Origin of the sequence: Aequorivita lipolytica (genome assembly GCF_007997135.1) — a bacterium.
GTDB classification, from domain to species: Bacteria; Bacteroidota; Bacteroidia; order Flavobacteriales; family Flavobacteriaceae; genus Aequorivita; species Aequorivita lipolytica.
The window spans coordinates 36,747-61,990 of record NZ_VORU01000001.1 but is presented as its reverse complement, the minus strand read 5'-3'; the positions used below and the strand labels follow the sequence as shown (position 1 = coordinate 61,990).

The 25,244-nt window shown below is 38.2% G+C and carries 25 protein-coding genes, 1 tRNA gene and 1 pseudogene; 13 read left to right on the top strand and 14 right to left on the bottom strand.

The window, feature by feature from the left end; translation table 11 throughout:
* Nucleotides 1–215: 215 nt before the first annotated feature.
* The 4 genes from rplM (at nucleotide 216) to tsf (ESV24_RS00230) (ending at nucleotide 3,204) form a co-directional block, all read left to right on the top strand.
* Entirely contained in the window at nucleotides 216–671 is a 456-nt protein-coding gene (gene rplM, locus ESV24_RS00245) for a 50S ribosomal protein L13 (protein WP_111813289.1), read from the top strand.
* Nucleotides 671–1,057 (top strand): 30S ribosomal protein S9, encoded by a 387-nt coding sequence (gene rpsI / locus ESV24_RS00240; protein ID WP_111813287.1) that lies wholly within the window; start codon nucleotides 671–673, stop codon nucleotides 1,055–1,057. Before rplM ends, rpsI begins: the two co-directional genes overlap by 1 nt.
* A 198-nt stretch (nucleotides 1,058–1,255) precedes the next feature.
* A complete protein-coding gene (gene rpsB / locus ESV24_RS00235) occupies nucleotides 1,256–2,149 on the top strand; it encodes a 30S ribosomal protein S2 (RefSeq protein ID WP_111813285.1) in 894 nt (297 codons plus the stop codon).
* An 89-nt stretch (nucleotides 2,150–2,238) separates the two neighbouring features.
* The gene (tsf, locus tag ESV24_RS00230) at nucleotides 2,239–3,204 is read left to right on the top strand and encodes a translation elongation factor Ts (protein WP_111813283.1); all 966 of its coding nucleotides are present in this window, start codon (nucleotides 2,239–2,241) and stop codon (nucleotides 3,202–3,204) included.
* A gap of 119 nt (nucleotides 3,205–3,323) precedes the next feature.
* Here the strand turns inward: tsf (ESV24_RS00230) and ESV24_RS15460 are convergent, their stop codons facing one another.
* From ESV24_RS15460 to ESV24_RS15225, 4 genes are all read right to left on the bottom strand, one after another.
* Entirely contained in the window at nucleotides 3,324–4,313 is a 990-nt protein-coding gene (locus ESV24_RS15460; RefSeq protein ID WP_235003956.1) for a T9SS type A sorting domain-containing protein, read from the bottom strand.
* A 17-nt stretch (nucleotides 4,314–4,330) separates the two neighbouring features.
* Entirely contained in the window at nucleotides 4,331–4,492 is a 162-nt protein-coding gene (locus ESV24_RS15230; protein WP_160110572.1) for a hypothetical protein, read from the bottom strand.
* A 3-nt stretch (nucleotides 4,493–4,495) separates the two neighbouring features.
* Complete coding sequence (locus tag ESV24_RS00220) at nucleotides 4,496–6,622, bottom strand: hypothetical protein (RefSeq protein WP_146743117.1); 2,127 nt, start codon at nucleotides 6,620–6,622, stop codon at nucleotides 4,496–4,498.
* Between the two features lie 284 nt (nucleotides 6,623–6,906).
* The gene (locus tag ESV24_RS15225; protein WP_170227845.1) at nucleotides 6,907–7,065 is read right to left on the bottom strand and encodes a hypothetical protein; all 159 of its coding nucleotides are present in this window, start codon (nucleotides 7,063–7,065) and stop codon (nucleotides 6,907–6,909) included.
* A 334-nt stretch (nucleotides 7,066–7,399) separates the two neighbouring features.
* On the opposite strand from ESV24_RS15225, the pseudogene tsf (ESV24_RS00215) reads away from it, so the two are divergent.
* Nucleotides 7,400–8,170 (top strand): annotated as a pseudogene (gene tsf / locus ESV24_RS00215) (translation elongation factor Ts); the annotation flags it as partial.
* A gap of 144 nt (nucleotides 8,171–8,314) precedes the next feature.
* Here the strand turns inward: tsf (ESV24_RS00215) and ESV24_RS00210 are convergent.
* A complete protein-coding gene (locus ESV24_RS00210; protein WP_111813280.1) occupies nucleotides 8,315–9,709 on the bottom strand; it encodes a T9SS type A sorting domain-containing protein in 1,395 nt (464 codons plus the stop codon).
* 180 nt (nucleotides 9,710–9,889) lie between these two features.
* Here ESV24_RS00210 and pyrH point away from each other — a divergent pair, with 180 nt between their 5' ends.
* The 3 genes from pyrH (at nucleotide 9,890) to ESV24_RS00195 (ending at nucleotide 12,632) form a co-directional block, all read left to right on the top strand.
* Nucleotides 9,890–10,597: a UMP kinase gene (gene pyrH / locus ESV24_RS00205; RefSeq protein ID WP_111813278.1), complete on the top strand. Its 708-nt coding sequence runs from the start codon at nucleotides 9,890–9,892 to the stop codon at nucleotides 10,595–10,597.
* Nucleotides 10,598–10,724: 127 nt separating this feature from the next.
* A complete protein-coding gene (frr, locus tag ESV24_RS00200) occupies nucleotides 10,725–11,279 on the top strand; it encodes a ribosome recycling factor (protein WP_111813276.1) in 555 nt (184 codons plus the stop codon).
* An 87-nt stretch (nucleotides 11,280–11,366) separates the two neighbouring features.
* Nucleotides 11,367–12,632 (top strand): DUF5686 family protein, encoded by a 1,266-nt coding sequence (locus tag ESV24_RS00195; RefSeq protein ID WP_111813274.1) that lies wholly within the window; start codon nucleotides 11,367–11,369, stop codon nucleotides 12,630–12,632.
* Nucleotides 12,633–12,716: 84 nt separating this feature from the next.
* Here ESV24_RS00195 and ESV24_RS00190 read toward each other — a convergent pair whose 3' ends face one another.
* On the bottom strand, nucleotides 12,717–13,148 hold the full coding sequence (locus tag ESV24_RS00190; protein WP_111813272.1) for a hypothetical protein: 432 nt from the start codon (nucleotides 13,146–13,148) through the stop codon (nucleotides 12,717–12,719).
* Between the two features lie 207 nt (nucleotides 13,149–13,355).
* Here ESV24_RS00190 and ESV24_RS00185 point away from each other — a divergent pair, with 207 nt between their 5' ends.
* From ESV24_RS00185 to ESV24_RS00170, 4 genes are all read left to right on the top strand, one after another.
* Entirely contained in the window at nucleotides 13,356–15,740 is a 2,385-nt protein-coding gene (locus ESV24_RS00185; protein WP_111813270.1) for an efflux RND transporter permease subunit, read from the top strand.
* 149 nt (nucleotides 15,741–15,889) lie between these two features.
* Complete coding sequence (gene asnS / locus ESV24_RS00180) at nucleotides 15,890–17,332, top strand: asparagine--tRNA ligase (RefSeq protein WP_111813268.1); 1,443 nt, start codon at nucleotides 15,890–15,892, stop codon at nucleotides 17,330–17,332.
* 88 nt (nucleotides 17,333–17,420) lie between these two features.
* Nucleotides 17,421–18,884, top strand: a complete 1,464-nt coding sequence (gene rpoN / locus ESV24_RS00175; RefSeq protein WP_111813266.1) for an RNA polymerase factor sigma-54 — start codon at nucleotides 17,421–17,423, stop codon at nucleotides 18,882–18,884.
* Complete coding sequence (locus tag ESV24_RS00170; RefSeq protein WP_111813264.1) at nucleotides 18,884–19,489, top strand: hypothetical protein; 606 nt, start codon at nucleotides 18,884–18,886, stop codon at nucleotides 19,487–19,489. Before rpoN ends, ESV24_RS00170 begins: the two co-directional genes overlap by 1 nt.
* Here the strand turns inward: ESV24_RS00170 and ESV24_RS00165 are convergent.
* The 8 genes from ESV24_RS00165 to ESV24_RS00130 all read right to left on the bottom strand — a co-directional run bounded on the left by ESV24_RS00165 (nucleotide 19,484) and on the right by ESV24_RS00130 (nucleotide 24,744).
* On the bottom strand, nucleotides 19,484–20,188 hold the full coding sequence (locus tag ESV24_RS00165; RefSeq protein ID WP_111813262.1) for an outer membrane beta-barrel protein: 705 nt from the start codon (nucleotides 20,186–20,188) through the stop codon (nucleotides 19,484–19,486). The genes ESV24_RS00170 and ESV24_RS00165 overlap by 6 nt on opposite strands.
* A gap of 97 nt (nucleotides 20,189–20,285) precedes the next feature.
* A complete protein-coding gene (locus ESV24_RS00160) occupies nucleotides 20,286–20,759 on the bottom strand; it encodes an ExbD/TolR family protein (RefSeq protein WP_111813260.1) in 474 nt (157 codons plus the stop codon).
* A gap of 10 nt (nucleotides 20,760–20,769) precedes the next feature.
* The gene (locus ESV24_RS00155) at nucleotides 20,770–21,399 is read right to left on the bottom strand and encodes an ExbD/TolR family protein (RefSeq protein WP_111813258.1); all 630 of its coding nucleotides are present in this window, start codon (nucleotides 21,397–21,399) and stop codon (nucleotides 20,770–20,772) included.
* Nucleotides 21,399–21,824, bottom strand: coding sequence for a hypothetical protein (locus ESV24_RS00150; protein ID WP_111813256.1), 426 nt, complete (start codon nucleotides 21,822–21,824; stop codon nucleotides 21,399–21,401). Before ESV24_RS00150 ends, ESV24_RS00155 begins: the two co-directional genes overlap by 1 nt.
* 12 nt (nucleotides 21,825–21,836) lie before the next feature.
* Entirely contained in the window at nucleotides 21,837–22,646 is an 810-nt protein-coding gene (locus ESV24_RS00145) for a MotA/TolQ/ExbB proton channel family protein (protein ID WP_111813254.1), read from the bottom strand.
* 123 nt (nucleotides 22,647–22,769) lie between these two features.
* A tRNA-Ser gene (locus tag ESV24_RS00140) sits at nucleotides 22,770–22,857 on the bottom strand.
* Between the two features lie 78 nt (nucleotides 22,858–22,935).
* Complete coding sequence (locus ESV24_RS00135; protein WP_111813252.1) at nucleotides 22,936–23,964, bottom strand: asparaginase; 1,029 nt, start codon at nucleotides 23,962–23,964, stop codon at nucleotides 22,936–22,938.
* 15 nt (nucleotides 23,965–23,979) lie between these two features.
* Nucleotides 23,980–24,744 (bottom strand): TatD family hydrolase, encoded by a 765-nt coding sequence (locus ESV24_RS00130; protein WP_111813250.1) that lies wholly within the window; start codon nucleotides 24,742–24,744, stop codon nucleotides 23,980–23,982.
* A gap of 48 nt (nucleotides 24,745–24,792) precedes the next feature.
* Between ESV24_RS00130 and ESV24_RS00125 the strand changes: the two genes are divergently transcribed.
* Nucleotides 24,793–25,227, top strand: coding sequence for a retropepsin-like aspartic protease family protein (locus ESV24_RS00125; RefSeq protein ID WP_200829500.1), 435 nt, complete (start codon nucleotides 24,793–24,795; stop codon nucleotides 25,225–25,227).
* Nucleotides 25,228–25,244: the final 17 nt, after the last annotated feature.

Genomic DNA, 25,244 nt, shown 5'->3' with positions numbered 1-25,244 from the left:
AAGACGCAAGGTTTTATTCAATATTGGAAACTCATATTTCTATCTACACAATAGTCTTATATCTTATGTCTTTCAGCGAAGCGGTCTTAAGTCTTTTTTTTCTTTCACTCCTTGCTTTTCAAATAAATAGCATTACATTTGCACCCCTCTTAGGCAAAATCCGTTTTGTTTTAGGGTGAGAAAACAATGAATTATTAACGATTGACAAAGACTAAATGGATACATTAAGTTACAAAACAGTATCTGCTAACAAGAACACCGTTGTAAAAGAATGGTTGGTAGTAGATGCGGACGGGCAAACATTGGGTCGTCTTGCAAGCGAAGTTGCTAAATTACTTCGCGGTAAGCACAAACCAAATTTCACCCCACACGTAGATTGCGGTGATAACGTAATTATTATTAACTCTGGTAAAATAAACCTTACCGGTAACAAATGGAACGACAAAACGTACATTCGCCACACAGGTTATCCTGGTGGACAACGTAGCCTTACCGCTACAGAAATGTACAAAAAAGACCCTGCAAGGCTTGTTGAAAAAGCTGTGAAAGGAATGCTTCCCAAAAACAAATTGGGCGCGGAAATCTTCAGAAACCTGAAAGTTTATGTAGATGCTAACCACGGTCAAGAAGCACAAAAACCTAGAGCTATTAACTTTAACGACAACAAGTAATGGAGACAATTCACAAAATAGGTAGAAGAAAAACTGCTGTTGCACGTGTTTACCTTAAAGAAGGTAAAGGAAACATCACCATCAACAAGCGTGAGTTTGAAAATTACTTTCCAACTGGAACACTTCAGTATAAAGTAAAACAACCTTTAGTACTTACAGAAAACGAAACAACTTTCGACATTACAGTAAATGTATTTGGTGGTGGAATTACAGGACAGGCAGAAGCTATTCGCCTTGCTATTTCCCGAGCTATGTGCACGCTTAATGACGACAACCGCGGTATCTTGAAACCAGAAGGTTTGCTTACAAGAGATCCAAGAATGGTAGAGCGTAAGAAATTCGGACAGAAAAAAGCCCGTAAGAAATTCCAATTCTCTAAGAGATAATTTATATTTTATGTGTCGTGCCGCACTTGTTGCGGCACCGCATAAAATTAGTTTCAAGTTAAATTGAAACGAAACAAGTTCATATTCATTATTAATTAAAAAAGCTGTTAACCCGAAAAATTCGGGTGTTAGTTTAGCATCTAAACCAAAGCGCTGCTCTGGTTGCTATCCTTTCACAGAACGTAAACTAAAACAAAAATGGCAAGAAAAGTAGTAGTAAAAGACTTACTAGAAGCTGGTGTGCATTTTGGCCACCTAACCCGCAAATGGAACCCAAACATGGCGCCGTATATCTATATGGAGCGCAACGGGATCCACATTATCAACCTTTACAAAACCGCCGCAAAAATTGAAGAAGCTGGAGAAGCTCTTAAAAAAATTGCAGGCAGTGGTCGCAAAATTCTTTTTGTAGCTACCAAAAAACAAGCAAAGGATATTGTTGCTGAAAAAGCAAAAGCTGCCAACCAGCCTTACATCACAGAAAGATGGCCCGGTGGTATGCTTACCAACTTTGTAACTATCCGCAAGGCTGTTAAGAAAATGGCTTCTATTGATAGAATGAAGCAAGACGGAACTTTCATGACACTTTCTAAGAAAGAGCGTTTGGCAGTAGATCGTCTTCGTGCTAAATTAGAGAAGAACTTAGGTTCAATTTCTGATATGAGCCGTCTTCCTGCAGCACTTTTCATCGTTGACACAACTCGCGAACACATTGCAGTTGCTGAAGCGTTGAAATTGAACATCCCAATCTTTGCAATGGTGGATACTAACAGTGACCCACGTGTTATTGACTATGTAATCCCATCTAACGATGATGCTTCAAAATCTATTGAAAGCATTATGAGCTTTGTTTCTGAAGCTGTTATTGAAGGTCTATCTGAAAGAAAGTCTGGAAAAGATGACGATAGTGACGATGAAGAAGGAATGGCAAATAAAGCAAAGGCGCCTAAAAAAGACAAGGAAGATAAGCCCGCAAAAAAGGTGAAAGCTGAAGTTCCTTCAACTGACGAAGAAGACGTAAAAGACATGAAAGAGGCAAAACAGCCTGTGCGTCAAAAATCGAAAAAAGAAGTTCTTAACGAAGAAGAATAATAACGATATCTAAAAGTCGTTTGGTTCTTTTCTTTGTTGAAAATAAATTAAGCGACTTTTTTTAATATTAAACTTAAAAATTTATACAAATGGCAAACATAACAGCCGCAGAAGTAAATAAACTGAGACAAGCCACCGGAGCTGGAATGATGGACTGTAAAAAGGCATTAGTTGAGGCAGACGGAAATATGGAAGAAGCAATTTCAATCCTTAGAAAAAAAGGACAGAAAATTGCTGAAAAAAGAGCAGACCGCGACTCCAGCGAAGGTGTTACAACTGCAAAAGTGAACAGCGACAACACAAAAGGTGTAGCTATTTCATTGAATTGTGAAACCGACTTTGTTGCTAAAAACGATTCATACGTTGAAATGGCTAACAAATTGGCTGAAATTGCTTTGAACACATCTTCAAAAGATGAGCTTTTGGCTGCAGATTTTGGCGGAATGACTGTTGCTGAGAAATTGATTGAGCAAACTGGTGTTATCGGTGAAAAAATAGAGATTGGTGGTTACGAAATTTTGGAAGCTCCTTTCGTAGGTTCTTACGTACACGGTAACAAAATTGCTGCTTTAACCGGTCTTTCAAAAGCAGTTAATAACGCTGAAGAATTGGCGAAAGACGTTTCTATGCAAGTTGCATCCATGGGCGCCTCTACCCTTTCCTATAAAGATTTTACACCAGAATTTGTAGAATCTGAAACTGAAGCAAGAATCGCTGTTATCGAGAAAGATAATATCGAGTTGGGCCGTTTGGGTAAAACACTTAAAAACGTGCCTAAATACATTTCTAGAGCACAATTAACTCCTGAAGTTTTGGCACAGGCGGAAGCTGATGCAAAAGCTGAATTGAAAGCTGAAGGCAAGCCAGAACAAATCTGGGATAAAATCCTTCCGGGAAAAATTGAGCGTTTTATTAGTGACAACACTACTATGGACCACGAAAAAGCATTGCTTGACCAAAACTTTATTAAGGACGACAAAAAGAGCGTTGCAGACTACGTAAAAACGTATGGCGATGTGGAGGTTGTAGGCTTTAAGAGAGTTTCTTTGGCGTAAGCTTTTAAACATAATTTGAATAAAAAAGAGGCTGATTAATTTCAGCCTCTTTTTTTATAATAGTCGCACTGAGCTTGTCGAATTGCGGTTAAACATTTATACGCCTAACAATTGAATATTTATTCCTTTATAAACTTTTTGGTTGTTGTATAGCCGTTTTCATCTTCAATATTTAAAAAGTAAATGCCGCTTTTTAGTCGGGAAACATCAAGGGGAGGTTGGTTTTGAAGTGTTATGTTTTGGGTGCTTAACAGTTTGCCTTGTATGTTGAGGGTTTGGATCTTTAGATTTCCTGAAGTGTTTGTTGAAGTTAAAAAAAGTTCGTTTTTGGCGGGATTAGGGTGGATGGAGAATTTAGCAGCATTCTTATCGTTTAACCCAGCAGTACAATCCATTGAGTATGTGACCATAGCTTCCCATTCTGAATAAGGAAATTGGTTGTTCAGAGCCGCGACCACGTCATCTACCATTAAACAAGGAAAGGGTTCACACAAAACTCCGAAATCCAAACTACAATGGATATACACATCTAATAGTCCTGTATTATTCCCGGAGCGTAAATCGACCACACCTAACGATACCAAGTTCTCTAGGTATAGTTTCTGCAATATAATGTTATTGCTCAAATCTATATATTCAATACCATGCGTGCCTGCGGGCGATGGTTCTCCAAGGGATAGCTCCAAAAGATTTATATTATTTGAAAGATCCAATTCCGTAAGTAAAGAAAAGGTGCTTCGAAGAACCTCTAAGTTTGTATTACTGGAAACATCTATACCTACCAGATGAAAACTTCCGTCAAAAATCAGTTCAACAAGTTCAAGGTTTTGTGGAAAAGATAAGTAAGTTACCATATTGGATGATACATCCAAAACTTGCAGAGCAGTAAAACCTTCAATGCCGGTAAGGTCCTGAATACCTTTCTCGTTTATATCAAGATTGGTCACGTTTTCAATATCACTTGTTAAAACCTGGCCATTTACAGTGCCGTCACTATCAATACCCAAATCAATCAACGCTTGTTCAAAATTGGAGTCTGGGATTTGTGTTATTTGGGCAAAAGAAGCCATACCTATGTTGAACAGGAATATTATTAAATAAGTTTTCATAATAATAGATTTTTAAATTATTGTTTTATGAGGTTTTTAGTATCCTGTATTTCTCCATTGCATACTAAAATTATGGAATATAAACCAGTAGTACGGGTAGTAAGATCAAGGATAATTTCATTTTCGGTTGTGTTGAGTATATAATTGTCCGATGCGCCAGTGCTTTGGTTCAATACCATAATTTAGGCAGAATTTACCCCTTCTACCATATAATCGATACTTAAAAGTGAACTCACTGGATTGGGAGCCATGCTTATAATTCTGTATGGATTTACGGTTACCGTTACATTATCATAATCTTTTAATCCGTCTAAATCTGAAATGATTTCCAGTTTATATTGTTGGGTCATTTCCGGGGATATGGTTAATGTAGTGCCAGTATATATGAGTGTCCCATCTGGAGCGTACCAATTATAAACTGCATCCTCATTAATATCATCTGCCTGAAGGGTAATGCTCTCATTCCTTTCTATTTCTTCATTATCGCCTGCATCTGCTTCAAAAGTCGGTCTTGGATGTTTTTTTATTTCAAAAGTTTCGCCCCCGATAATTTTATTTGTAGCCTTGTCCCTCTGTATGACTTGATAAGTATAATTTTGTTTATTGGTCAATTCTGCGGTTAAAAAATTAAAAGTTATATAAGCGGTGCCATAATCATTTGCTCCGAAAGCAATATCGTCTATCAATACATTATTTCCCGTTGCTATTATTTTATGTGTACGGGTTGTAGAAACAAAGTTTGACCCGTTGTTGCCGCCATTTTCCCAAGCATCATAAAGAACATCGTCCATTAAAATACCTATTTCAGCTTCTTGGTAAATTGGTTTGCCCGGCTCATTAACATTGGCTAAAAGTTCTAAGCTATAGGTTTTGGCTATTCCCAATGGGTTGCTTACTCCAATGACTGCCCCTATACTTGGAGTATTCGGAATAATCTCTATTACAGTGGTATTTTTCCACGCAATATTGTTATTGTTTTTAACATTGTCGGTAATAAACGTACCTTCAGAAAAGGTCATTGGGTCGTCATTGGATTCGATACGTGATAATAAACAAAAGTGCCATGGATTGGGATTGATACCTATATAATCCTGTGGGTTTGGGACTGGCCATTCAAACTCCAAGATGGTTTCACTGCCGGGAACTATTGGTGGTATTATTTTGGTGCCCAAAGTATCGCCCATTTTAACATTCCCGACTAATACTTGCCCCGTCCAATATTCGTCCCAATCAAGCGCTGTGTTTGCCTTTGCCCAATAAAGTTTTAATTGATCGTTGCCTGAAGAGGTACTACATCCTTTATTGCTCACTCTAACATAGACGTAATTAGGATTAGAAGGGTGATAAACTGGATTTTGGTGTTCTTGATTAATAGTGCCATCATTTTGATTCCTCACCCAAATATCTTTACTGTTCCAGAAAACATCTGTGTGAATATTAGGTTCTTGACCAATATCATTTACAATATCTTTTACATATAGGTCATAATCCTTATCTGTCATTACCGCACTGAATCTTCCTTGATAATCGCTTTCAATAGTTTCATGCATTCTAACCTTTTGCCCGGAAGAAAAAATTCTCCCGCAGGTTGAATTTGAGTAGGCCATCATATTCTTAATGTCGGCTTGGGTTATGGTATAAGACGATCCTCCACAATCCTTAAAAAAATCGACGGTCAGGTCATTAATCCTTCCGTCTGGCGCATACAGGCAGTTAGGAACATCTGTATAAGCATCTCTAATGGCCGGGTTATAACGCAAATAATTTATTTCTGTCTGTGTAAATCCATAATCCACAAGAGCCTGTGCAATCGCAGTGGCATTAATTAACCCATTGAAGCCATTGGGGTTTTTGGCAATCTGAATACCTTCCCACCAAAGAGCAACGAGCCCCGCATCGAGTAAAGCATAAGCATAATAGCTATGCTGTTCCAAATTGAAATTAGGAACTGCATTGGTATCAATAACCACATCACCTGCTATATGAGCATTATATTCAGGGTCACTAGGAATGCGGGTTACGCGTTCGCAGTTAACGGGATCCGGTCTATCATTTCCTGGTCCAAAAGTGTGATGTAAGTTGAAACAGTGACCTATTTCATGGGGTAAGATTGTTCCTATTGCAACTAAGGAGGCTGTCATAGCTACTTTTGTATTTTTAAGCCACGATTCCCCAGCTCCTTGAATTAACTCATGGGGTGCATATATATTAAAGGCATCTGATTTTACATAGCCATTATTTTCTGCATAGAGATTTATGTTGTATAAATTTGATCCTGTGTGGTGAGCGGTTGAATTTATAGTATCCATTCCAGCCAAATTAAAACAGATATTAAAAGGCTTATAATATGAATTTAAAAGAGCAACACTTTCTTTTGCCTTCTCTAAGGTTACAGGCCAACCAGGCTGGGTATAAGAACCATCACTTTTATTTATCCTCCAGTAGAAAATATTAAAAGTCCTACTTGGAAAATTATTTAGATAGGCAGGGGAAGTAGATTTACTATAAACCCCCAGGGCATCCGGGGTATAATTGGTAGGGGTAATGCATAAGTCAACAGTCTGTGAATATGCAAATCCAGAAAACATAAGGATTAAGAATAAAAGAAATGCATAATCTTTATGGCGTGTGGGCGTGTGGGCGTGTGGGCGTGGGCGTGTGGGCGTGGGCGTGGGCGCGTGGGCGCGTGGGCGCGTGGGCGTGTGGGCGTGTGGGCGTGTGGGCGTGTGGGCGTGTGGGCGTGTGTTTTCATACTTTGGTCAATTAAAGTTAGTTGATTTGTTAAAACTATGCTAATTTTTTTTAATATAAAACAGGGTTTTCCCTGTTTTTGTAGGGGGATTTCCCCCTTTTTTATTGAAGTGTTTTTCCTACAAAACAAAAACCCCTTGGAAAATAACTTCCCAAAGGGTTTTAATATAATCTAAAAATTAAATTCTCGATTGCAGTTAAGCTAACCTAAAGTGGAGGACTTAGCTATTCCTTCACCATTCTCTTTATAACCCTTTTCCCTTCGGATGTAATAACTGCCACATACATTCCTGCAGTAAGACCTTCCATATTTAGCTCGGTCTTTTCAGCTATAGGTGAACAGCGACAACACAAAAGGAGTTGCTATTTCATTGAATTGCGAAACTGATTTTGTTGCTAAAAACGACTCATACGTTGAAATGGCAAATAAAATGGCCGAAGTTACCTTGAACACATCTTCTAAAGAGGAGTTTTTGGCTGCAGATTTTGGTGGAATGACCGTTGCTGAGAAATTAACTGAGCAAACTGGTGTAATTGGCGAGAAAATAGAAATTGGTGGTTTCGAAATTTTAGAAGCCCCATATGTAGGTTCTTATGTACACGTTAATAAAATTGCTGCTTTAACTGGTCTTTCAAAAGCAGTTGATAATGCTGACGAATTAACAAAAGATGTTTCAATGCAAGTTGCTTCTATGGGCGCTACTACACTTTCTTATAAAGATTTTGATCCAGAATTTGTAGCCTCAGAAACTGAAGCGAGAATTGCGGTTATCGAAAAAGATAATATTGAATTGGGCCGTTTGGGCAAAACGCTTAAAAACGTACCAAAATATATTTCTAGAGCGCAATTAACTCCAGAAATTTTGGCACAGGCAGAAGCTGATGCTAAAGCCGAGTTGAAAGCTGAAGGCAAGCCAGAACAAATCTGGGACAAAATTCTTCCAGGAAAAATTGAGCGTTTCATTAGTGATAACACTACAATGGATCACGAAAAAGCGTTGCTTGACCAAAATTTTATTAAGGACGACAAAAAGAACGTTGCAGATTATGTAAAAACTTATGGCGATGTTGAAGTTGTTGGCTTTAGAAGAGTTTCTTTGGCATAAGCTTTTTAACATATTATACCAAAAGAGGCTGATTAATTTCAGCCTCTTTTTTTATGAGGAATAATTAAAAGCGTAGAAGATTGGCAAAAACGTAGGCGCGCGATTAATCGCGCGCCTACTAATTTATTGCAGAACATTAAGTCATTATTCTTTTACAATTTTCTTGACGGTCTTTTTCCCTTCGGAAAACATAACAGCTACATATACTCCCGCCGTTAGATTTCCCATATTAACTTCAGTCTTTTTAGCTAAGGGCGAAATTTCTAAAACCTTTCTTCCCAAAAGATCAAATAACTCAACTTTTTCAAGCGTTGAATTTGCTTCAATGTAAATAATATTTGAAGTAGGATTTGGATATGCTGAAATTTCTGTAGCTTTCAAATCTTCTACTCCCAAGTTAGTATTCACGCCAAAAATTGTTTCGTAGTTATTCCCCTCAAATTCTGCGTTAATTGTATAAACGCCATCTGGCCACGCGCCATCAACGGGAAACTCCCACATTGCAGAAGCTCCAGTATATACGGGCCACGGCGATGTAAAAACATAATCATATAAAATTGAGTTATCTGGTCTTCTAACAACAATATGTGTATTGCTACCGGTTTGAATATCTCGGAAAAAAATGCGAAAATAAACAGTTTCGCCCGGTTCAAAATTTAGTTCTTCATAGCTATTTTCCACTACCCCACAATCTGTATCAAAATTTGCGGAACTATGGGTTGAAAGCCGATTGATGGTAGGAATATAATATTCGGGCTGATTAACAAACCAACTATCAGCGTTCATACTGTTACAAGCACCCTCATAGGGATCTATCAAATTGTTGCCCGCATCATAAACCTCAAAATGCAAATGCGGAATAGTGCTACTGCCAGAGCTTCCCGCAGCGCCCAAGTATTCACCTTCGGCAACGCTATCGCCTATATTCTTTGAAGTAATGGCGTCGTCTTTAAAATGCCAATACCAAGCTTGCGAGCCATCTGCATGCTCTATAATGATACCGTTCCACAGCGGGTTGCCATTGTTTTGGCAATTCAAGTCGAAATGACCGTCGCGTTTATCTATAATTGTTCCAGGAGCGGCAGCAATTATTTCCATAATTTCTTCTTGCATCCGCTTCCAAGGGTAAGGCCAAAGCACGTAGTCTGTGCCTTCGTGATTACCGCTTGTCCAATCATAGGTGCGTTCGCCACATTCATAATCTAATAAATTTCCATTGGGCGTTAAATCTTGATCCACTTGATTGTTGATTATATAATATCCATAATCATTAAAGCCAGCTTTGGCACGTAAGGGCGCGATGAACAATGGCGAACTACCCTTTCGCTGAAAAGCAGTTGGATTCTTCTCTAGTATAGCTTGCTTGTTTAAAGCAATTTGCTGCCGCACTTCCTTCCGTTGTAAATCAGTGATACACTCCGTTTTCTCAATATTGGCGGGTTGAAAAATAGGATTGTTTGGAGGAATTAGTCTTCCATTATTTTGGGAAATCATCACGGTCGAAATTCCAAAAAGCAAATAAAATAATGTCGTTCTCATAATGTGAAATTTTAAGGATTAATTAGTTTTATACTACTACATCGGAGCCAATCGGAAAACGTCATCAAAAAAAAACGATTTTTTTTCCTACTTAATAGATCTTTCTTTTCAACAACTACTTTTTCAATTCCTTCCACCGCATCAATAATTTTCTTTATTTTTGCGCTGTAAAAATCCGCTATGCATTACAAAAGAATTCTTTTAAAACTTTCCGGCGAAGCCTTGATGGGCGAACAGCAATATGGAATAGATCCTGTTCGGCTGAAAGAATACGCCCAAGAAATAAAACAGATTACCGAAAAAGGCGTAGAAGTGGCCATCGTTATTGGCGGCGGAAATATATTTAGAGGTCTATCTGGCGCCAGTAGCGGTATGGATCGCGTTCAGGGAGACCATATGGGTATGCTTGCAACGGTGATAAACGGGTTGGCCCTGCAGAGTGCTCTGGAAAATGAAGACGTTGCAACACGCTTGCAAAGTGCTATTAATATAAATGAAGTTGCCGAACCATTTATTCGCAGAAAAGCAATTCGCCATCTGGAAAAGGGTCGCGTGGTTATTTTTGGTGGTGGAACTGGAAATCCTTATTTTACAACAGATTCTGCTGCTGTTTTAAGGGCTATTGAAATAAGCGCCGATGTTATTTTGAAAGGAACCCGTGTAGATGGAATTTATACCAGCGATCCTGAAAAAGACAAGAAAGCAACAAAATTTGATTTTATCAGTTTTGAAGATGTATTGCAGAAAGGCCTGAAAGTAATGGATACAACAGCTTTCACCTTAAGTCAGGAAAACGAATTGCCAATCATTGTTTTCGATATGAATACAAAAGGAAATCTTTTGAAAGTGGTTTCCGGTGAAAAGATTGGAACGAAAGTAAATTTGTAAATAAAATAGCCACAAATTCACGAATATTTAAATAATTTTATCTGTGAATTCGTGGCAAAAAAATATAAACCTGTCCCCCTGAGCGCTTCCGATAATTATCGGGACGAAGGGTTGAACTTTGAATCTTATGGAAGACGAAATAGACTTTATAATTGATGGCGCAAAAGAAGCCATGGATAATGCCCTAAGGCATCTTGAAAAAGAATTGGTAAACATTCGTGCTGGAAAAGCAACTCCCTCAATGGTTGGCAGTGTAATGGTTGATTATTACGGAAGCCAAACTCCATTGAGCCAAGTTGCTAATGTAAGTACACCCGACGGTATGACAATTAGCATTCAGCCTTGGGAAAAAGGAATGATTCCTGTGATAGAACGTGGAATCCATCTTGCAAATATTGGTTTTAACCCAATGAATAATGGTGAAAGCGTTATCATTAGCGTTCCACCTTTAACTGAAGAGCGAAGAAAAGATTTGGCAAAACAGGCCAAAGCCGCTGCTGAAGAGGCAAAAATTGGAGTTCGCAACGACCGTAAAAATGCGAACAACGAGATAAAAGGTCTGGAAATATCTGAAGATTTAAAGAAAAGTCTTGAAGATGATGTTCAAGAAATGACCGATTCGCACATCAAGAAAATTGATGAGATATTGGCTAAAAAAGAAAAAGAAATAATGACTGTGTAATACAGATTTCGTTAAACTAAATACAATAGAGCGGCCTTATAGCCGCTTTCTTTTTACTTTTAAACGGCTAAAAATTAACGCTCCCGAATGCGAAAACTCCTATTTCTTGTTTTTTTCAGTATTGCAATTTATGCTTCCGCGCAGGAGCCGGCAATACAATCTGATAAGGATACAATTTCTAGCATAGCCGATAAAAAAGAGCACCCACTTTCTTCAGGCTATTATCCCGTTGGTTTTTTTGACATTGATCTAAAAACCCTAATTAAGCTTAACAATTACGAAGGTTTGCGACTTGGCATTGGGGGATTTACTAACGACAAGCTGTTCGAAAACTATAGGCTAGGTGGTTATTTCGCCTACGGTTTTAAGGATAAAACTTCAAAATTTAGCCTAGGTGCTGGCGCCCTTGTGAACAAAGAAAAAATAGCGTGGGTGAATGTGTATTACGCAGATGATGTAAAAGAAATAGGGTCCTTTGATTATTTAACAGACGCAAGAGTGTATTCTATTTTTGAGCCACGACTTGTGAATATTACCCAATTCTATAAATACAGAAAATGGTATGCAAATATTGCTAGCGAGCTTACACCAAAAATACTTGGGGAGTTTCGGGTTGAGCACAGCAATGTGGAAAACATTGAAACTTATTATTTCATAAATGACGGCATACCTTATACAGAATACCAATTGGCGGAAGCTACGGTTTCTTTCAGAATTAGCCCGAAGACCAATTTTTTCACCAATGAAGATGGCACCAAAGAATATTTTGACGGTTTTCCGAAGATTAGCGCGCAAATAACCCAAGGTTTTAAAGATGTAGTTGGTAGCGATTTCAACTACACCAAATTTGGGTTGAAGTTGGACTACTATATAAAGCGCACCGACTTATCTTCTACCAATATTCTATTGGAGGGTTCGCTTGCTACGGGCGATGTGCCGCTTACACACTTGTTTCACTCCTATCCCAATCAGCCTACTAAAGATGAGGTTTTACAACGGTTTTCGGTAGCTGGGGTGCAGAGTTTTGAGACTATGTACTTTGGTGAATTCTTTTCAGATAAGCTTACTACGCTGCAGGTAAAGCACAGTTTACGAAGGTTTGAACTCACAGAAAAATGGAATCCAGAACTGGTACTGATTACGCGCCACGCTTTGGGCGATATGAGTAATACTGAGCAGCATTTTGGGATTCCTTTTAATACTTTGGATAAGCTCTATAATGAAAGCGGTTTTGAGATCAATAAAATTATTTTCGGGTTTGGACTAAGCGGGGCTTACCGTTATGGTTATTACAATCTTCCAAACTTTGCGGATAATATTTCTTTTAAGTTTACTTTTTATTTGCAGTTGTAACGGTTCTAAGTTGTCTGTTATCTGTTCTCAGTTTTTGAGTTGTTGATGAGCACACCTCGGGAACGTGCACTAGTTTGGGAGAATTTAGTTCAGCGTTGTCATTCCAAATTGGTCAATCGCCTGTTTTCCATTTTCAGTTAGCATAAAACTTAAACTAGTCCAAGAGGTTCCTTTAAATCCCTTGAGCTCAATTCCGTCTTCAGTTTTTGTTATGGTAAATAAGTAATCCGCCAATTGAGAATCTTTTGTAGAAGTAATCTTGTTCAAGTCAGTCATTCCATATTGATTAATCGGCATTGGTTGATATTTATTAATATTAAATGACAAATCAATCCAAGCACTTCCGTCATAACTTTGCATTTTAATACCGTTATGCGTCTTTTCTACAACTATTTTAAAACTTTTTAATTCAGTGGATTCTGTTTTTTGCGTATTCAATGATGAACATCCCATTAATGAAATTGTAGTAATGAATAAAGCTAGAAGTACATTTCCGAAGTTTAATTCTGTTTTCATATTCAATAAATTTAAGACCTTTCCTTTTTGTTCAATTATATATCAAATACGTAAAAATATTTTAACTTCTTTATAATCATAAAATTACAAAAAAAAGATTGTGAAATATATTTTTTACTGCATTTCTACTACTTCCAAAATACCCCCAAAAATAAATCCCCCACTTATCGCAAATACTTACCTTTGCCTAGTCTATAAAAAATTGCTTTGAACAAACTTTTCAGCATCGGTTTTTGGAGCTGGGTGGCCCGTTTTATTTTACGGAACCGTACCTGGATTTTAATAGTTATTGCAGTCATTACCGTGCTGCTCGCACTTCAGTGGAAGAACATGCGTTTTACGTATACCGAGGCCAATCTGTTACCAGATGACCACCCTGTAAATCTTGAGTACGATCAATTTCTTTCACATTTTGGCGAAGAGGGCAATCTGATCGTTATGGGGGTGAAGGATTCCACCATCTTTACACCCGAAAAATTTAAGGCTTGGAACCAGCTTTCTAAAGATATTAGCAAGTTTAACGAGGTGGAACTCACGCTTTCCGTAGGCAATCTGCAAAAGCTGGAAAAGAAAACCGATACCACAGGTTTTGAACTGGTGCCTTTTATAAAAGATTCAATTTTTACGGATGCAAACCTTGCAACATATAAGGACGAGCTTTTTAACAAGCTGCCTTTTTACGACGGCCTTATTTACAGTCCGGACAAGCAGTCTATCCGCTCTGCTATTTACCTTAAAAAAGACATTGTAAACACCCCGGCGCGGAAGGATTTTGTGATTGACGACCTGATTCCGCTTATTGATAAATTTGAAGCAGATACGGGCGTAACGGTTTATACCTCTGGGATGCCGTATATACGCACGCTGAATTCGCAGAGTATTATTGATGAGATAGGGCTGTTTATTGGGGGGGCACTTTTTGTTACTTCGCTTATATTTTTCTTCTTTTTCCGCTCTTGGCGCGCTACGTTTATTTCTATGTTTACGGTTATTATCGGGGTTATGTGGGCCTTCGGATTTCTTGGCTTGATGCATTATGAAATTACGGTGCTTACGGCTTTAATTCCGCCGCTGATAATCGTGATTGGTATTCCGAATTGTATTTTCCTAATCAATAAATACCAACAGGAAATAAAACTGCACGGTAATCAGGCAAAATCTTTACAGCGTGTAATTGCAAAAGTGGGTAATGCTACTTTGATGACCAACTTAACAACGGCTTCGGGGTTTGCTACTTTTATTTTGGTGAAGAGCGAGCTGTTGAGTGAATTTGGTATTGTGGCTTCCATAAATATTGTGGCCATCTTTTTATTGAGTTTGCTGATTATCCCCATTACTTACAGTTATATGCCGGTGCCAAAAACAAAACACCTAAAGCATTTGAACAAAACGTGGATAAATGGCTTTGTTAACTGGATTGAGCGTATGGTGAAAGAGCGCCGCATTACAATTTATATTGCGGCTATTCTTCTTCTTTGCACTAGCATTATTGGTATTTTCAATATTAAAATCTCTGGAAGCCTTATTGAAGATATGCCGAAGAATACAGGCTTTTTTGACGATATCCGCTTTTTTGAAAAGGAATACGAAGGCATTATGCCTTTGGAAATAATGGTGGATACGAAGAAGAAAAAAGGCGTTATGAGCCTGCCAACCTTAAAACGAATTGACGAACTGCAGGAACATATAAAAGAAATTCCTGAATTTGCGAAGCCACTTTCGGTAGTAGAACTGGTGAAATATTCTAAACAGGCATATTATAACGGCAATCCAGACTATTATCAGTTGCCCAACAGCCAGGAGAAAAATTTTATACTTAGTTACGCAAAGAGCAGCAATACAAACACGAACCTACTGAACAGTTATGTGGACAGCACTGGGCAGTTTGCACGTATTACTACTTTTATGAAAGATACGGACCCTGACAGGTTTAAACGTATTGAAGAAGACCTAAACACTGAAATTGCCAAAGTTTTCCCGGCAGAGCGGTATGATGTTTCGGTGACGGGGAAAGCCTTGGTTTTCCAAAAAGGGACGCATTATTTGGTAAACAACTTGATACTTTCATTATCGCTTGCCATTTTCTTGATTGCGCTTTTTATGGCGTGGATGTTCCGAAGTTTTAAAATGATTGTAATCTCATTGATACCGAACTTGCTGCCGCTAATTATTACTGCAGGCGTTATGGGCTTTGTGGGCGTTCCCATAAAACCTTCTACTATTTTGGTATTCAGTATTGCGTTTGGAATTTCTGTGGACGATACTATTCACTTTCTCGCAAAATATAGGCAGGAGTTGATAGCCAATAACTGGAAAATAAAGAAATCTGTTTTTGCTGCTTTGCGGGAAACTGCGGTGAGTATGTTTTATACTTCCATTGTACTTTTCTTTGGCTTTTCAGTGTTTACCATTTCCAGCTTTGGCGGAACAGTAGCTTTGGGTGCGTTGGTATCCATAACGTTACTTTTCGCGATGCTTTCTAATTTATTGTTGCTACCCACGCTCCTACTTTCTTTGGAAAAAAGCATTGCAAACAAAGAAACGATGAAAAAACCCGCCATTGAGATTTTAATCGATGATGAAAATGAGTAATCAGTTTTCAGTAACAGTTTTCAGTTTACGCTTCTTAAAATACCAACTTTGAGTTTTGGGTTTTGGTATTTCCTTTTTATTTGGAATTTGGAATTTTTCTTTTTTGGAATTTTATTTAAAAGTATATTTGCTTCCCTTAAAATAAGACTATGCAAGACAAAACAATAGCTGAATTGTTGAAAAGTGAACCAGGCCATCACGAAATTACGGTGCGCGGTTGGGTACGTTCTTTCAGAAGTAATAGATTTATTGCCCTGAATGATGGATCAACAATTAATACGCTTCAATGCGTAGTAGATTTTGAAAATTTTGATGAAGAGGTTCTTAAAAAGGTAACCGTGGGCGCTGCTATTGAAGTTAGTGGTTTGCTGGTTGAAAGCCAAGGGCAAGGGCAAACGGTAGAAATTCAGGTTTCAAAATTAACCGTTTTGGGGGAAGCGAATCCGGAAGATGTTAAGCTTACCATACTTTCACCAAAAAGACATTCATTGGAAACCTTGCGCGAGCAAGCGCATTTGCGAATTCGCACCAATACTTTTGGCGCTGTGATGCGTACGCGCTCAAAATTGGCTTTTGCCGTTCACGAATATTTTCAGAAAAACGGCTTCAATTATATGCACTCTCCAATAATTACCGGAAGTGATGCTGAAGGTGCTGGCGAAATGTTCCGCGTTTCTGCTTTGGATGCTAAAAATCCACCGCTTGATGAAAGTGGAAATATAAATTACAAAGAAGATTTCTTCGAAAAGGAAACCAATCTTACCGTTAGCGGCCAGCTAGAAGCTGAAACTTACGCGATGGCGCTTGGAAAAGTTTATACTTTTGGCCCCACTTTTAGGGCTGAAAACTCAAATACTAGTCGCCACTTGGCTGAATTTTGGATGATTGAGCCAGAGGTTGCTTTTAACGATCTTGATGCAAACATGGATTTGGCAGAAGATTTCATAAAGTATGTTATAAACTATGCTTTGGAAAACTGCGCCGACGATCTTGAATTCCTTGAAAACAGATTGCTGGAAGAAGAAAAGAGCAAACCGCAAGACGAGCGCAGCGAAATGAAACTTCGTGAAAAGCTTAGCTTTATTTTGGAGAACAATTTCAAAAGAGTGAGCTACACGGAAGCGATTGATATTTTGAAGCGTTCGAAACCAAATCAGAAGAAAAAATTTAAATATTTAATTGAAGAATGGGGTGCTGATCTACAAAGTGAGCACGAACGCTTTTTGGTTGAAAAACACTTTAAATGCCCAGTAATTCTCTTTGATTATCCCGCAAATATAAAATCGTTTTACATGCGATTGAACGACGACGGAAAAACGGTACGGGCAATGGATGTGCTTTTTCCAGGAATTGGTGAAATTGTTGGAGGTTCGCAACGTGAAGAGCGTTATGATGTTCTGTTGGAAAAAATGAAAGCCATGAACATTGACGCAAAAGAATTGTATTGGTACTTGGATCTTCGCAAATTTGGAACGGCGGTACACAGTGGTTTCGGACTTGGTTTTGAGCGTTTGGTGCAGTTCACCACGGGAATGGGCAACATTCGCGATGTAATTCCTTACCCAAGAACACCGGGTAACGCGGAGTTCTAATTAGAATAACATAAGATTGTATTAAAACTGGCTACTTAATTATTTTAGTAGCTGGTTTTTTTTAACTTTATGATGTAGTAAAAGAAGTATGTTAAAGCAGCAATTAAATTTTAAACTTTCCCAGAAATTATCGCCTCAACAGATACAGTTGATGAAGATGATTCAACTGCCCACGCAGGCATTTGAGCAACGAATTTCACAGGAACTGGAAGAAAATCCAGCATTGGAAGGTGGACAAGAGGAAAGTGATGACTTTGATGATGAATTCAGCAATGACGAGTATGACGATAATTATGACGAAGGCAACGAAGTAATTGAAACCGATATAAACGTTGACGATTACTTAAGTGATGATGAAGTGCCAAGCTACAAACTTTCTGCAAATAACTATAGTGCAGACGATGAGGAACGGCAAATGCCTTACGCTGCCGGAACGTCTTTCACCCAGCACTTAATGCAACAGTTGAACACCTACCGTCTGGACGAAGAGGAAGAAGAAATTGCCCAATTTTTAGTGGGCAGTGTGGATGAAAGCGGTTACATACGTCGCGAGATTCAGGACATTGTGGACGATTTAGCCTTTACACAGAACGTATACACTACTGAAGATAAGGTTGAAAAAGTATTAAAAGTGGTTCAGGAATTAGATCCTGCCGGAGTTGCAGCGCGCGATTTGCAAGAGTGTTTGTTAATTCAGCTGGAGCGTAAAGAGCAGACTCCTTCTGTTGCTTTAGCGGTTGCTATTATTGATGATTCTTTTGATCATTTCAGCAAGAAACATTACAAAAAACTCATTCAGAAATTCGACATTACCGAAGACCAGCTTCGCGATGCAATTCATGAGATTGAAGGATTGAACCCCAAACCAGGGGGAACTTATTCTGGCAATACCCGAATGGCAGAACATGTTGTACCAGATTTTGCTATAAAAATAGTTGACGGCGAGTTAGAGTTAACCCTAAACGGAAGAAACGCGCCAGAGCTTCACGTGAGCCACGATTACACAAATATGCTGAAAGGCTACAAAGAGTCCAAAGAAAAGTCGAAAGCGCAGAAAGACGCTGTAATGTTTATTAAACAGAAGCTGGATGCGGCAAAGTGGTTTATTGATGCAATCAAGCAACGTCAACAAACGCTATTTGTAACAATGAACTCCATAATGCATCATCAAGAGGAATATTTCTTAAGTGGAGATGAACGGAATTTAAAACCAATGATTCTTAAAGACATTGCAGACAAAATTAATATGGATGTTTCCACGGTTTCACGTGTGGCAAATAGCAAATATGTGGATACTCCCTACGGAACAAAGCTGATAAAGGAATTTTTCAGTGAGTCTATGAAAAATGATCAAGGTGAAGATGTTTCAACCAAGGAAATCAAGAAGATTCTTGAAATTACCATTTCCGAAGAAAATAAAAGAAAACCACTTACGGATGATAAATTAGCGAAAATCCTACTTGAAAAAGGGTATCCAATCGCACGACGTACCATTGCCAAATATCGCGAACAATTGGATCTGCCAGTTGCGCGACTACGAAAGGAAATTTAATGAAGATTTTTCTAAAAGCTGCTTCGTACATTTTTCACCCTTTACTAATGCCACTTTTGGGCACTATTCTCTATTTCAGTGTCACTCCAAGATATCTTGAGCCTGAGTTGATGCGTGCCAATCTTTTCGCAATAACTATTATCACCGTTTTTATTCCCATAGTTGTTTTTTTTCTTCTGAAAAATACAGGAGTGGTAGAAACTATCTATTTAAAAGATGTAAAAGAGCGTAAGTTTCCTTTAATGATTAAGTGTATTCTGCTGTTGCTTATTCTCAAAATGATATTTGATCCATACGAGGATCCAGAATTATACTACTTTTTTGTAGGTTTACTTTTTTCGGCATTCAGCGCTTTGGTAATGGTGCTTTTTAAACTGAAAGTAAGCTTGCATCAGATGGGCGTAGCCGGAATTTTGATATTTCTTGTGGGACTGAGCGCTCACTTTAAAATAAATCTGCTGGTAACAATCAGTTTCTTTTTATTTGTGAACGGCTGGGTAGCTTCATCGCGCTTAAATAGCGATGCACATACTTATCCGGAACTGGGTGCAGGATTGTTATTGGGAGCCATACCGCAATTAATTCTTTTCAATCTGTGGCTATAGAATGTAAAATAGCAAGCCAACCTTTAGGGTTCTAAAATCTACACTTTCACCATTTATGGTTGCAGCATCCTTAAAAAATGGATTTATACTGTAGGACGCAAATAAATTAAAGGTATTATATCCCAAACTGATTGTCGCAGAAAGTCTTAAAGGATCAAATTCCGGAATTTTTGTTTGACTCACACTGTTTCCTGTTTGCTTAAATGTAGCTTTATACCAATACGCATAGCCCACGCGAAAACCAGTATATACTCTCCAAAACTTATAGCTAGATGCCGTTGAGGTTCGCCATCTAAATTCTACAGGAGCTTCTACTATCGCCATATTAAAACGGTTGCGGGTGTAGTTTATGTTTCCGTCCAAAATACTGAAAATGGTTTCATCATCCGGTGTTTCGCCAATAAAAAGATTTTGTCCGAATTGGTCCAATGCAATACCCGCTCCAATGGCAATAGCCAAATTTCGCTGCTTATTGATTGGCATATCTCTTAAAAATCCAAATTGTATTCCTCCCGAAAGTCCTCGAATATTGCCTCCTGAAGGAAGACCTAAAGGTACGTTGTAAGTAAGACCAATATAAAATTGATCTTCCCGATACAATGAATCTATACTAACTGGAGCTATGGTGTCCTGTGCTATAGTTTGTAATGAAACTAGAACTAGGAAGAATGTAAAAAGTAATTTAAGAGCTCTCTGCATGGTGACCAAAGATAATTGTATTTTCAGAATATGGGAAACAAAAAAACGCCTTGAACCGAAATCTTCGGTACAAGGCGTTTTTAAAAATATTAATATTCTATTGGCTTATTTCATTTCCAGGGGTTGTGATGTAAATAATCTTTAACATATTTAAATCGCGCAATTCCTGCTTAATGTCTGTAACCATTCCAGTATTCGTGTCTTCATCTACTTTAAGTGCAACCATTACCTTATCTTGAAGTTCAGGAAGTAACTTTTGGCGCGCCTCGGTTAGTGCAAATTTTATATTGGTTATATCTGTGTATTTATCGCCAATCTGTATTTTAGCCTCGGAACCATATTTTTCCTGATATCTAGAACTTGGTTTTCCAGCATAAATATAAACCGATCGATCTTTTTTCAACTTTTCAACCTGATCTGCTTTTGGCAATTTGTTCTGAACAAGTAAATTGTCCTCGCGCAATACCGTTACCACCATAAAAAAGAATAATAACATAAACACAATATCTGGAAGAGATGCTGTATTTACCGCAGGTAATTCGTTGCTTTTTTTCTTTCTAAACTTTGACATAGTTGAATTATTATTGTCCAGATTTCTTAGGTTCTGCTTCAGAAAGTTTTTGAGGGAACAACTTTTGAACAGTTTCAAGTTTTTCCTGTAGTGCCTCTTTGGCTGCCTCCCCTTTTATTTTACCTTCATCGAGATCTTTACTTTTTTCGGTAAATTTCCATCCATAAAGTCTTTCAGACTCTCTATCTCTCAAAAAATTGTATGCTGCAACCAATTCATTTTGAACGGCAATATACATTTTATAGGAAGTAAGCCTGTCATTTTGAACAGAGATAACTGCTTTATCGGGATTATCTGAAGATTCTGGATTTCTATTTCCTTTACAATAACTGCAATATTCTGCAGTTCCGGATGGCGCCCCGCCGTTATCAAGAAAAGCGATTGCTGCCTGACGAATATCTTTAAGCTCCATCAGTTTTTCTTCCACAAGCAATTGATCACTTCTGTTAACGTTAACAATAAAGAGATTTTTTTCCTTAATTTTTACCTGCTCATCTGTAGGCGGCTCTCTGGGCGGCAACTGTCGAGCGATTCCCTTATCTTTTTCGATGGTTGTCGTTACCAAGAAAAAGATAAGCAATAGAAACGCGATGTCAGCCATCGACCCTGCATTTACTTCGGGTGTTGCTCTTCTTGCCATTATTTAGCTACTTTTTTAATTCCGCTGAAAACCATTGAACCAACAGCTATTACTGCCAATATATAAAAAGCATATAATCCTGTACCAACCCATTTTGATCCGCTAGCGGAAAGCATTTCGCCCTCTTGCATCGCCATTGGGTTTCCGTCCGCCAAAACGTAAGATATTGCTACAATGAGTAGAAAAGCTCCTACCGATATCAGCGTGTTTTTAATATTTCCTGCGAAAATTCCTTTTAATACAAAGAAGAGAACAAAAACAATTGTAATAGCAAATGTAATATAAGCAACATACAAGAAACCATCAACTCCTTCGCCAGTTGCTGAGACGGCCTCATCACCTTTTGTGATGATCATTGCAAGAAAAATAACTCCCGCAATGCCAAGAAGCAACGCTACTATTTTTAAAATTTTATGTAATACCATCTTATGGTTTGTTTAGATTTTGTTTTTTGTTTTGTAGTCGAACAACATATCGATCAAGGTGATGGAAGCATCCTCCATACTGTTAACGATACTATCAATTTTAGCGATAATATAGTTATAAAAAATTTGAAGGATAATAGCAACGATCAAACCGAATACGGTTGTTAAAAGTGCTACTTTAATACCTCCTGCAACCAGTGATGGATTCATATCACCTGCAGCCTGAATTTTATCGAATGCAATAATCATCCCGATTACCGTACCCATGAAACCAAGCATAGGAGCCAAAGCGATGAAAAGAGATATCCAAGAAACATTCTTTTCAAGTTGCCCCATTTGTACACCACCGTAAGCAACAACTGCTTTTTCAGCAATATCAATACCTTCGTGGGCGCGGTCTAGACCTTGATAATAGATTGAGGCAACAGGCCCTTTTGTGTTTCTGCACACTTCTTTTGCAGCTTCAATTCCGCCGCTGTTTAAAGCGTCTTCTACATCCTGAGCCAATTTTTGAGTGTTTGTGGTAGAAAGGTTAAGGAAGATAATTCTTTCAATAGCAATTGCCAATCCAAGAATTAAACATAATAGTACGATCCCCATAAATCCAGGACCTCCTTCTACAAAACGTTCTTTTAACTCTTGATGAAATCCTTTATCAGGTTCTGCTGCAGGAGCGGGTTCATCCTGAATAAAAGAAACTGTGGCTGCTGTTACCAAATCTTGAGAACTGGTTGGCATTGTTTGCGCTGCTGCAGCGTTTGCGTTTAACGTGCCCACAAAAACCATTGCGGCAACCGCCATAATAGAAAATAATTTTTTCATTGCTATCGACTTAAAGTTTGTTTTTAGTTAAAGGTTTAAAGATATAAAATAATTTAGTTAATCTGCAAGAATATTAACCGACACTCAAAAATGAGCAAATTAATACACTAATTAAGTTTGTTGCAGAGAGGAAGGGATTCGAACCCTCGATACGCTTGTGGCGTATACACACTTTCCAGGCGTGCGCCTTCGACCACTCGGCCACCTCTCTATAATTTCAGCCATCATTTGAATGGAGTGCCAAATATCAAAAAAAAAACAATGCTATAAAATAATTTAAGCGGTTAATTTATTGCATTTCTCCGCGCAAAGAGGTTTCGAATATGGTTTTGAAGCTGTTAGCCGAAATTTTTTGTCCCAATAAATACATCAATTTTGCCAAAGCAGCCTCTGTAGTGCAATCTTTTCCGCTAATAATACCCATTTTTTTTAGTTCCGTGCTCGTTTCATAAAGCCCCATATTCACGCTTCCACCCGAACACTGTGTAATATTTATAACTGGAATCCCCTTTTTAACTACAGATTTTAACGATTTCAAAAACCAATCGGCGTTGATAACATTCCCTGCGCCGTAGGTTTCAAGAACTAATCCTTTCATCTCTGGATAGCTAAAAAGATATTCAACGGTTGCCTCATCAATTCCCGGAAACATTTTTACCAATAGAATATTGCTTTCCAGAATTTTGTGCACTTTCAATTTTTTGCGTCTGTTAGGCCGGTAAAGGGCTTCATTGTTTACTACCAAATGAACACCGCTCTGCACCAATTCGGGATAATTGAGCGAGGCAAAAGCCTCAAAATGTTCTGCATTAATCTTGGTCGTTCTATTTGCGCGATACAGTTTGTATTCAAAATAAAGGCATACCTCTGCAATTTTTGAAACCCCCTTTTCCCGAAGCGCCGCGATCTGAATAGATGTAATGAGGTTTTCTTTTGCATCAGTTCGCAAATCTCCGATGGGAAGTTGTGATCCAGTAAAAACAACCGGCTTACTTAGATTTTCCAACATAAAACTCAGCGCCGAAGCTGTGTAACTCATAGTATCGCTACCGTGAAGAACCACAAAACCATCCATTTTCTCATAATTCTCCTCAATGATAGTTGCTATGTCTACCCAATATTTTACATTCATATTGGAGCTATCGATAGGCTTTTGGAAGGAAGTGGTTGTAATATTACAATCCAATAACTTCAGTTCAGGAATGTGATTAAGCAGCTCATCAAAATTGAAATTGCGCAGCGCACCGGTTTCAAAGTCTTTTATCATCCCAATGGTTCCACCTGTATATATAAGGAGTATGTTTGGTTTTTTTATCATATTAATTATACCTATTTATATACCAAAAACAATTTTAGAATTTTCAGTAGTTATTCTTCCTATCTCTTCTTCCGAAATATTATAAATCTCCGAAAGCTTTTTACAAACCAATGCCAAATAGCTGCTCTCATTCCTCTTTCCACGAAAAGGCGCTGGGGCAAGGTAGGGTGAATCAGTTTCCAAAACGATATGCTTTAGAGGTATTTCGGTCAAAAATGTATCAATCTTTCCATTCTTAAAAGTAACCACGCCGCCAATGCCTAGTTTCATATTGTATGAAATGGCTCTTTCAGCCTGCTCAAAAGTTCCCGTGAAGCAGTGAAAAATTCCGAAGAGATCATCATTTTTTTCAGTTTCCAAAACTTCAAATATTTCATCAAAAGCATTGCGGCAGTGAATGACGATGGGCAGTTTGTATTTTTTAGCCAACTGGATTTGCCGTTTGAAAGCTATTTTCTGAATTTCCAATGTAGATTTATCCCAATACAAATCGATGCCAATTTCGCCCACGGCATAAAAATTTCGTTTTATAAATTGATCCTCCACGTGCGCAAGTTCTTCCTCAAAATTTTCTTTCACAGAGGTGGGATGCAAACCCATCATCAAAAAAACATTTTGGGGATATTCTTTTTCCAAAGCATACATGGCTTCCGTATATCCTGAATCTATGGCTGGAATAAAAAAACGTGTTATGCCAAGATCAAAAGCGCGCTGCATTATCTGCGGGCGGTCTTCAGCAAAGGCATCGCTATACAAATGAGTGTGAGTGTCTGTCAACATGCTTGCAAAGCTACTTATTTTGTTTGCTATCTTTACACAAAAAAATTGATGCAATTACGCAAATTTCTTGAAGAACAGGAGTTTTATCGCATTCCCCTTAAAAAACTTGCAACGGGCCATTATCTCTTTTCGGCAAAAATAAATGGAGTGAGTGGAGATTTTATTCTAGACACAGGCGCATCCACAAGTTGCGTTGGAATTACTGACAGCACACATTTTTCACTCATTAGCGAGGAGAGTATTATTAAGGCTGCTGGTGCCGGAGCAATAAATATGGAAACTATGCTTTCTCGAAAAAATGACTTCAGTATAAAAAACTGGAGCATTTCGAATATGGATTTTGTGCTTTTTGATCTTTCACATGTGAATGAGGCGCTTTCACAAGTAAATGAAAATGGCATTCATGGAATAATAGGAGCCGACTTTTTAAAAGAGTACAGGGCGGTAATAGATTATGGCAGAAATTGTTTTTATGTGAAATAGGCGATTTCGTGATACGT

Coding starts and splice junctions, on each gene's coding strand:
- ESV24_RS00210 (WP_111813280.1), bottom strand. CDS start 9,709: ATGAGAACGACATTATTTTATTTGCTTTTTGGAATTTCGACCGTGATG.
- rpsI (WP_111813287.1), top strand. CDS start 671: ATGGAGACAATTCACAAAATAGGTAGAAGAAAAACTGCTGTTGCACGT.
- ESV24_RS00125 (WP_200829500.1), top strand. CDS start 24,793: ATGCAATTACGCAAATTTCTTGAAGAACAGGAGTTTTATCGCATTCCC.
- rpoN (WP_111813266.1), top strand. CDS start 17,421: ATGTTAAAGCAGCAATTAAATTTTAAACTTTCCCAGAAATTATCGCCT.
- ESV24_RS15230 (WP_160110572.1), bottom strand. CDS start 4,492: ATGGTATTGAACCAAAGCACTGGCGCATCGGACAATTATATACTCAAC.
- ESV24_RS00155 (WP_111813258.1), bottom strand. CDS start 21,399: ATGGCAAGAAGAGCAACACCCGAAGTAAATGCAGGGTCGATGGCTGAC.
- ESV24_RS00135 (WP_111813252.1), bottom strand. CDS start 23,964: ATGATAAAAAAACCAAACATACTCCTTATATATACAGGTGGAACCATT.
- pyrH (WP_111813278.1), top strand. CDS start 9,890: ATGCATTACAAAAGAATTCTTTTAAAACTTTCCGGCGAAGCCTTGATG.
- ESV24_RS15225 (WP_170227845.1), bottom strand. CDS start 7,065: ATGAAAACACACGCCCACACGCCCACACGCCCACACGCCCACACGCCC.
- ESV24_RS00150 (WP_111813256.1), bottom strand. CDS start 21,824: ATGGTATTACATAAAATTTTAAAAATAGTAGCGTTGCTTCTTGGCATT.
- asnS (WP_111813268.1), top strand. CDS start 15,890: ATGCAAGACAAAACAATAGCTGAATTGTTGAAAAGTGAACCAGGCCAT.
- ESV24_RS00220 (WP_146743117.1), bottom strand. CDS start 6,622: ATGGATACTATAAATTCAACCGCTCACCACACAGGATCAAATTTATAC.
- ESV24_RS00190 (WP_111813272.1), bottom strand. CDS start 13,148: ATGAAAACAGAATTAAACTTCGGAAATGTACTTCTAGCTTTATTCATT.
- tsf (WP_111813283.1), top strand. CDS start 2,239: ATGGCAAACATAACAGCCGCAGAAGTAAATAAACTGAGACAAGCCACC.
- rpsB (WP_111813285.1), top strand. CDS start 1,256: ATGGCAAGAAAAGTAGTAGTAAAAGACTTACTAGAAGCTGGTGTGCAT.
- ESV24_RS00145 (WP_111813254.1), bottom strand. CDS start 22,646: ATGAAAAAATTATTTTCTATTATGGCGGTTGCCGCAATGGTTTTTGTG.
- ESV24_RS00160 (WP_111813260.1), bottom strand. CDS start 20,759: ATGTCAAAGTTTAGAAAGAAAAAAAGCAACGAATTACCTGCGGTAAAT.
- ESV24_RS00195 (WP_111813274.1), top strand. CDS start 11,367: ATGCGAAAACTCCTATTTCTTGTTTTTTTCAGTATTGCAATTTATGCT.
- ESV24_RS00130 (WP_111813250.1), bottom strand. CDS start 24,744: ATGTTGACAGACACTCACACTCATTTGTATAGCGATGCCTTTGCTGAA.
- ESV24_RS15460 (WP_235003956.1), bottom strand. CDS start 4,313: ATGAAAACTTATTTAATAATATTCCTGTTCAACATAGGTATGGCTTCT.
- ESV24_RS00165 (WP_111813262.1), bottom strand. CDS start 20,188: ATGCAGAGAGCTCTTAAATTACTTTTTACATTCTTCCTAGTTCTAGTT.
- ESV24_RS00170 (WP_111813264.1), top strand. CDS start 18,884: ATGAAGATTTTTCTAAAAGCTGCTTCGTACATTTTTCACCCTTTACTA.
- rplM (WP_111813289.1), top strand. CDS start 216: ATGGATACATTAAGTTACAAAACAGTATCTGCTAACAAGAACACCGTT.
- frr (WP_111813276.1), top strand. CDS start 10,725: ATGGAAGACGAAATAGACTTTATAATTGATGGCGCAAAAGAAGCCATG.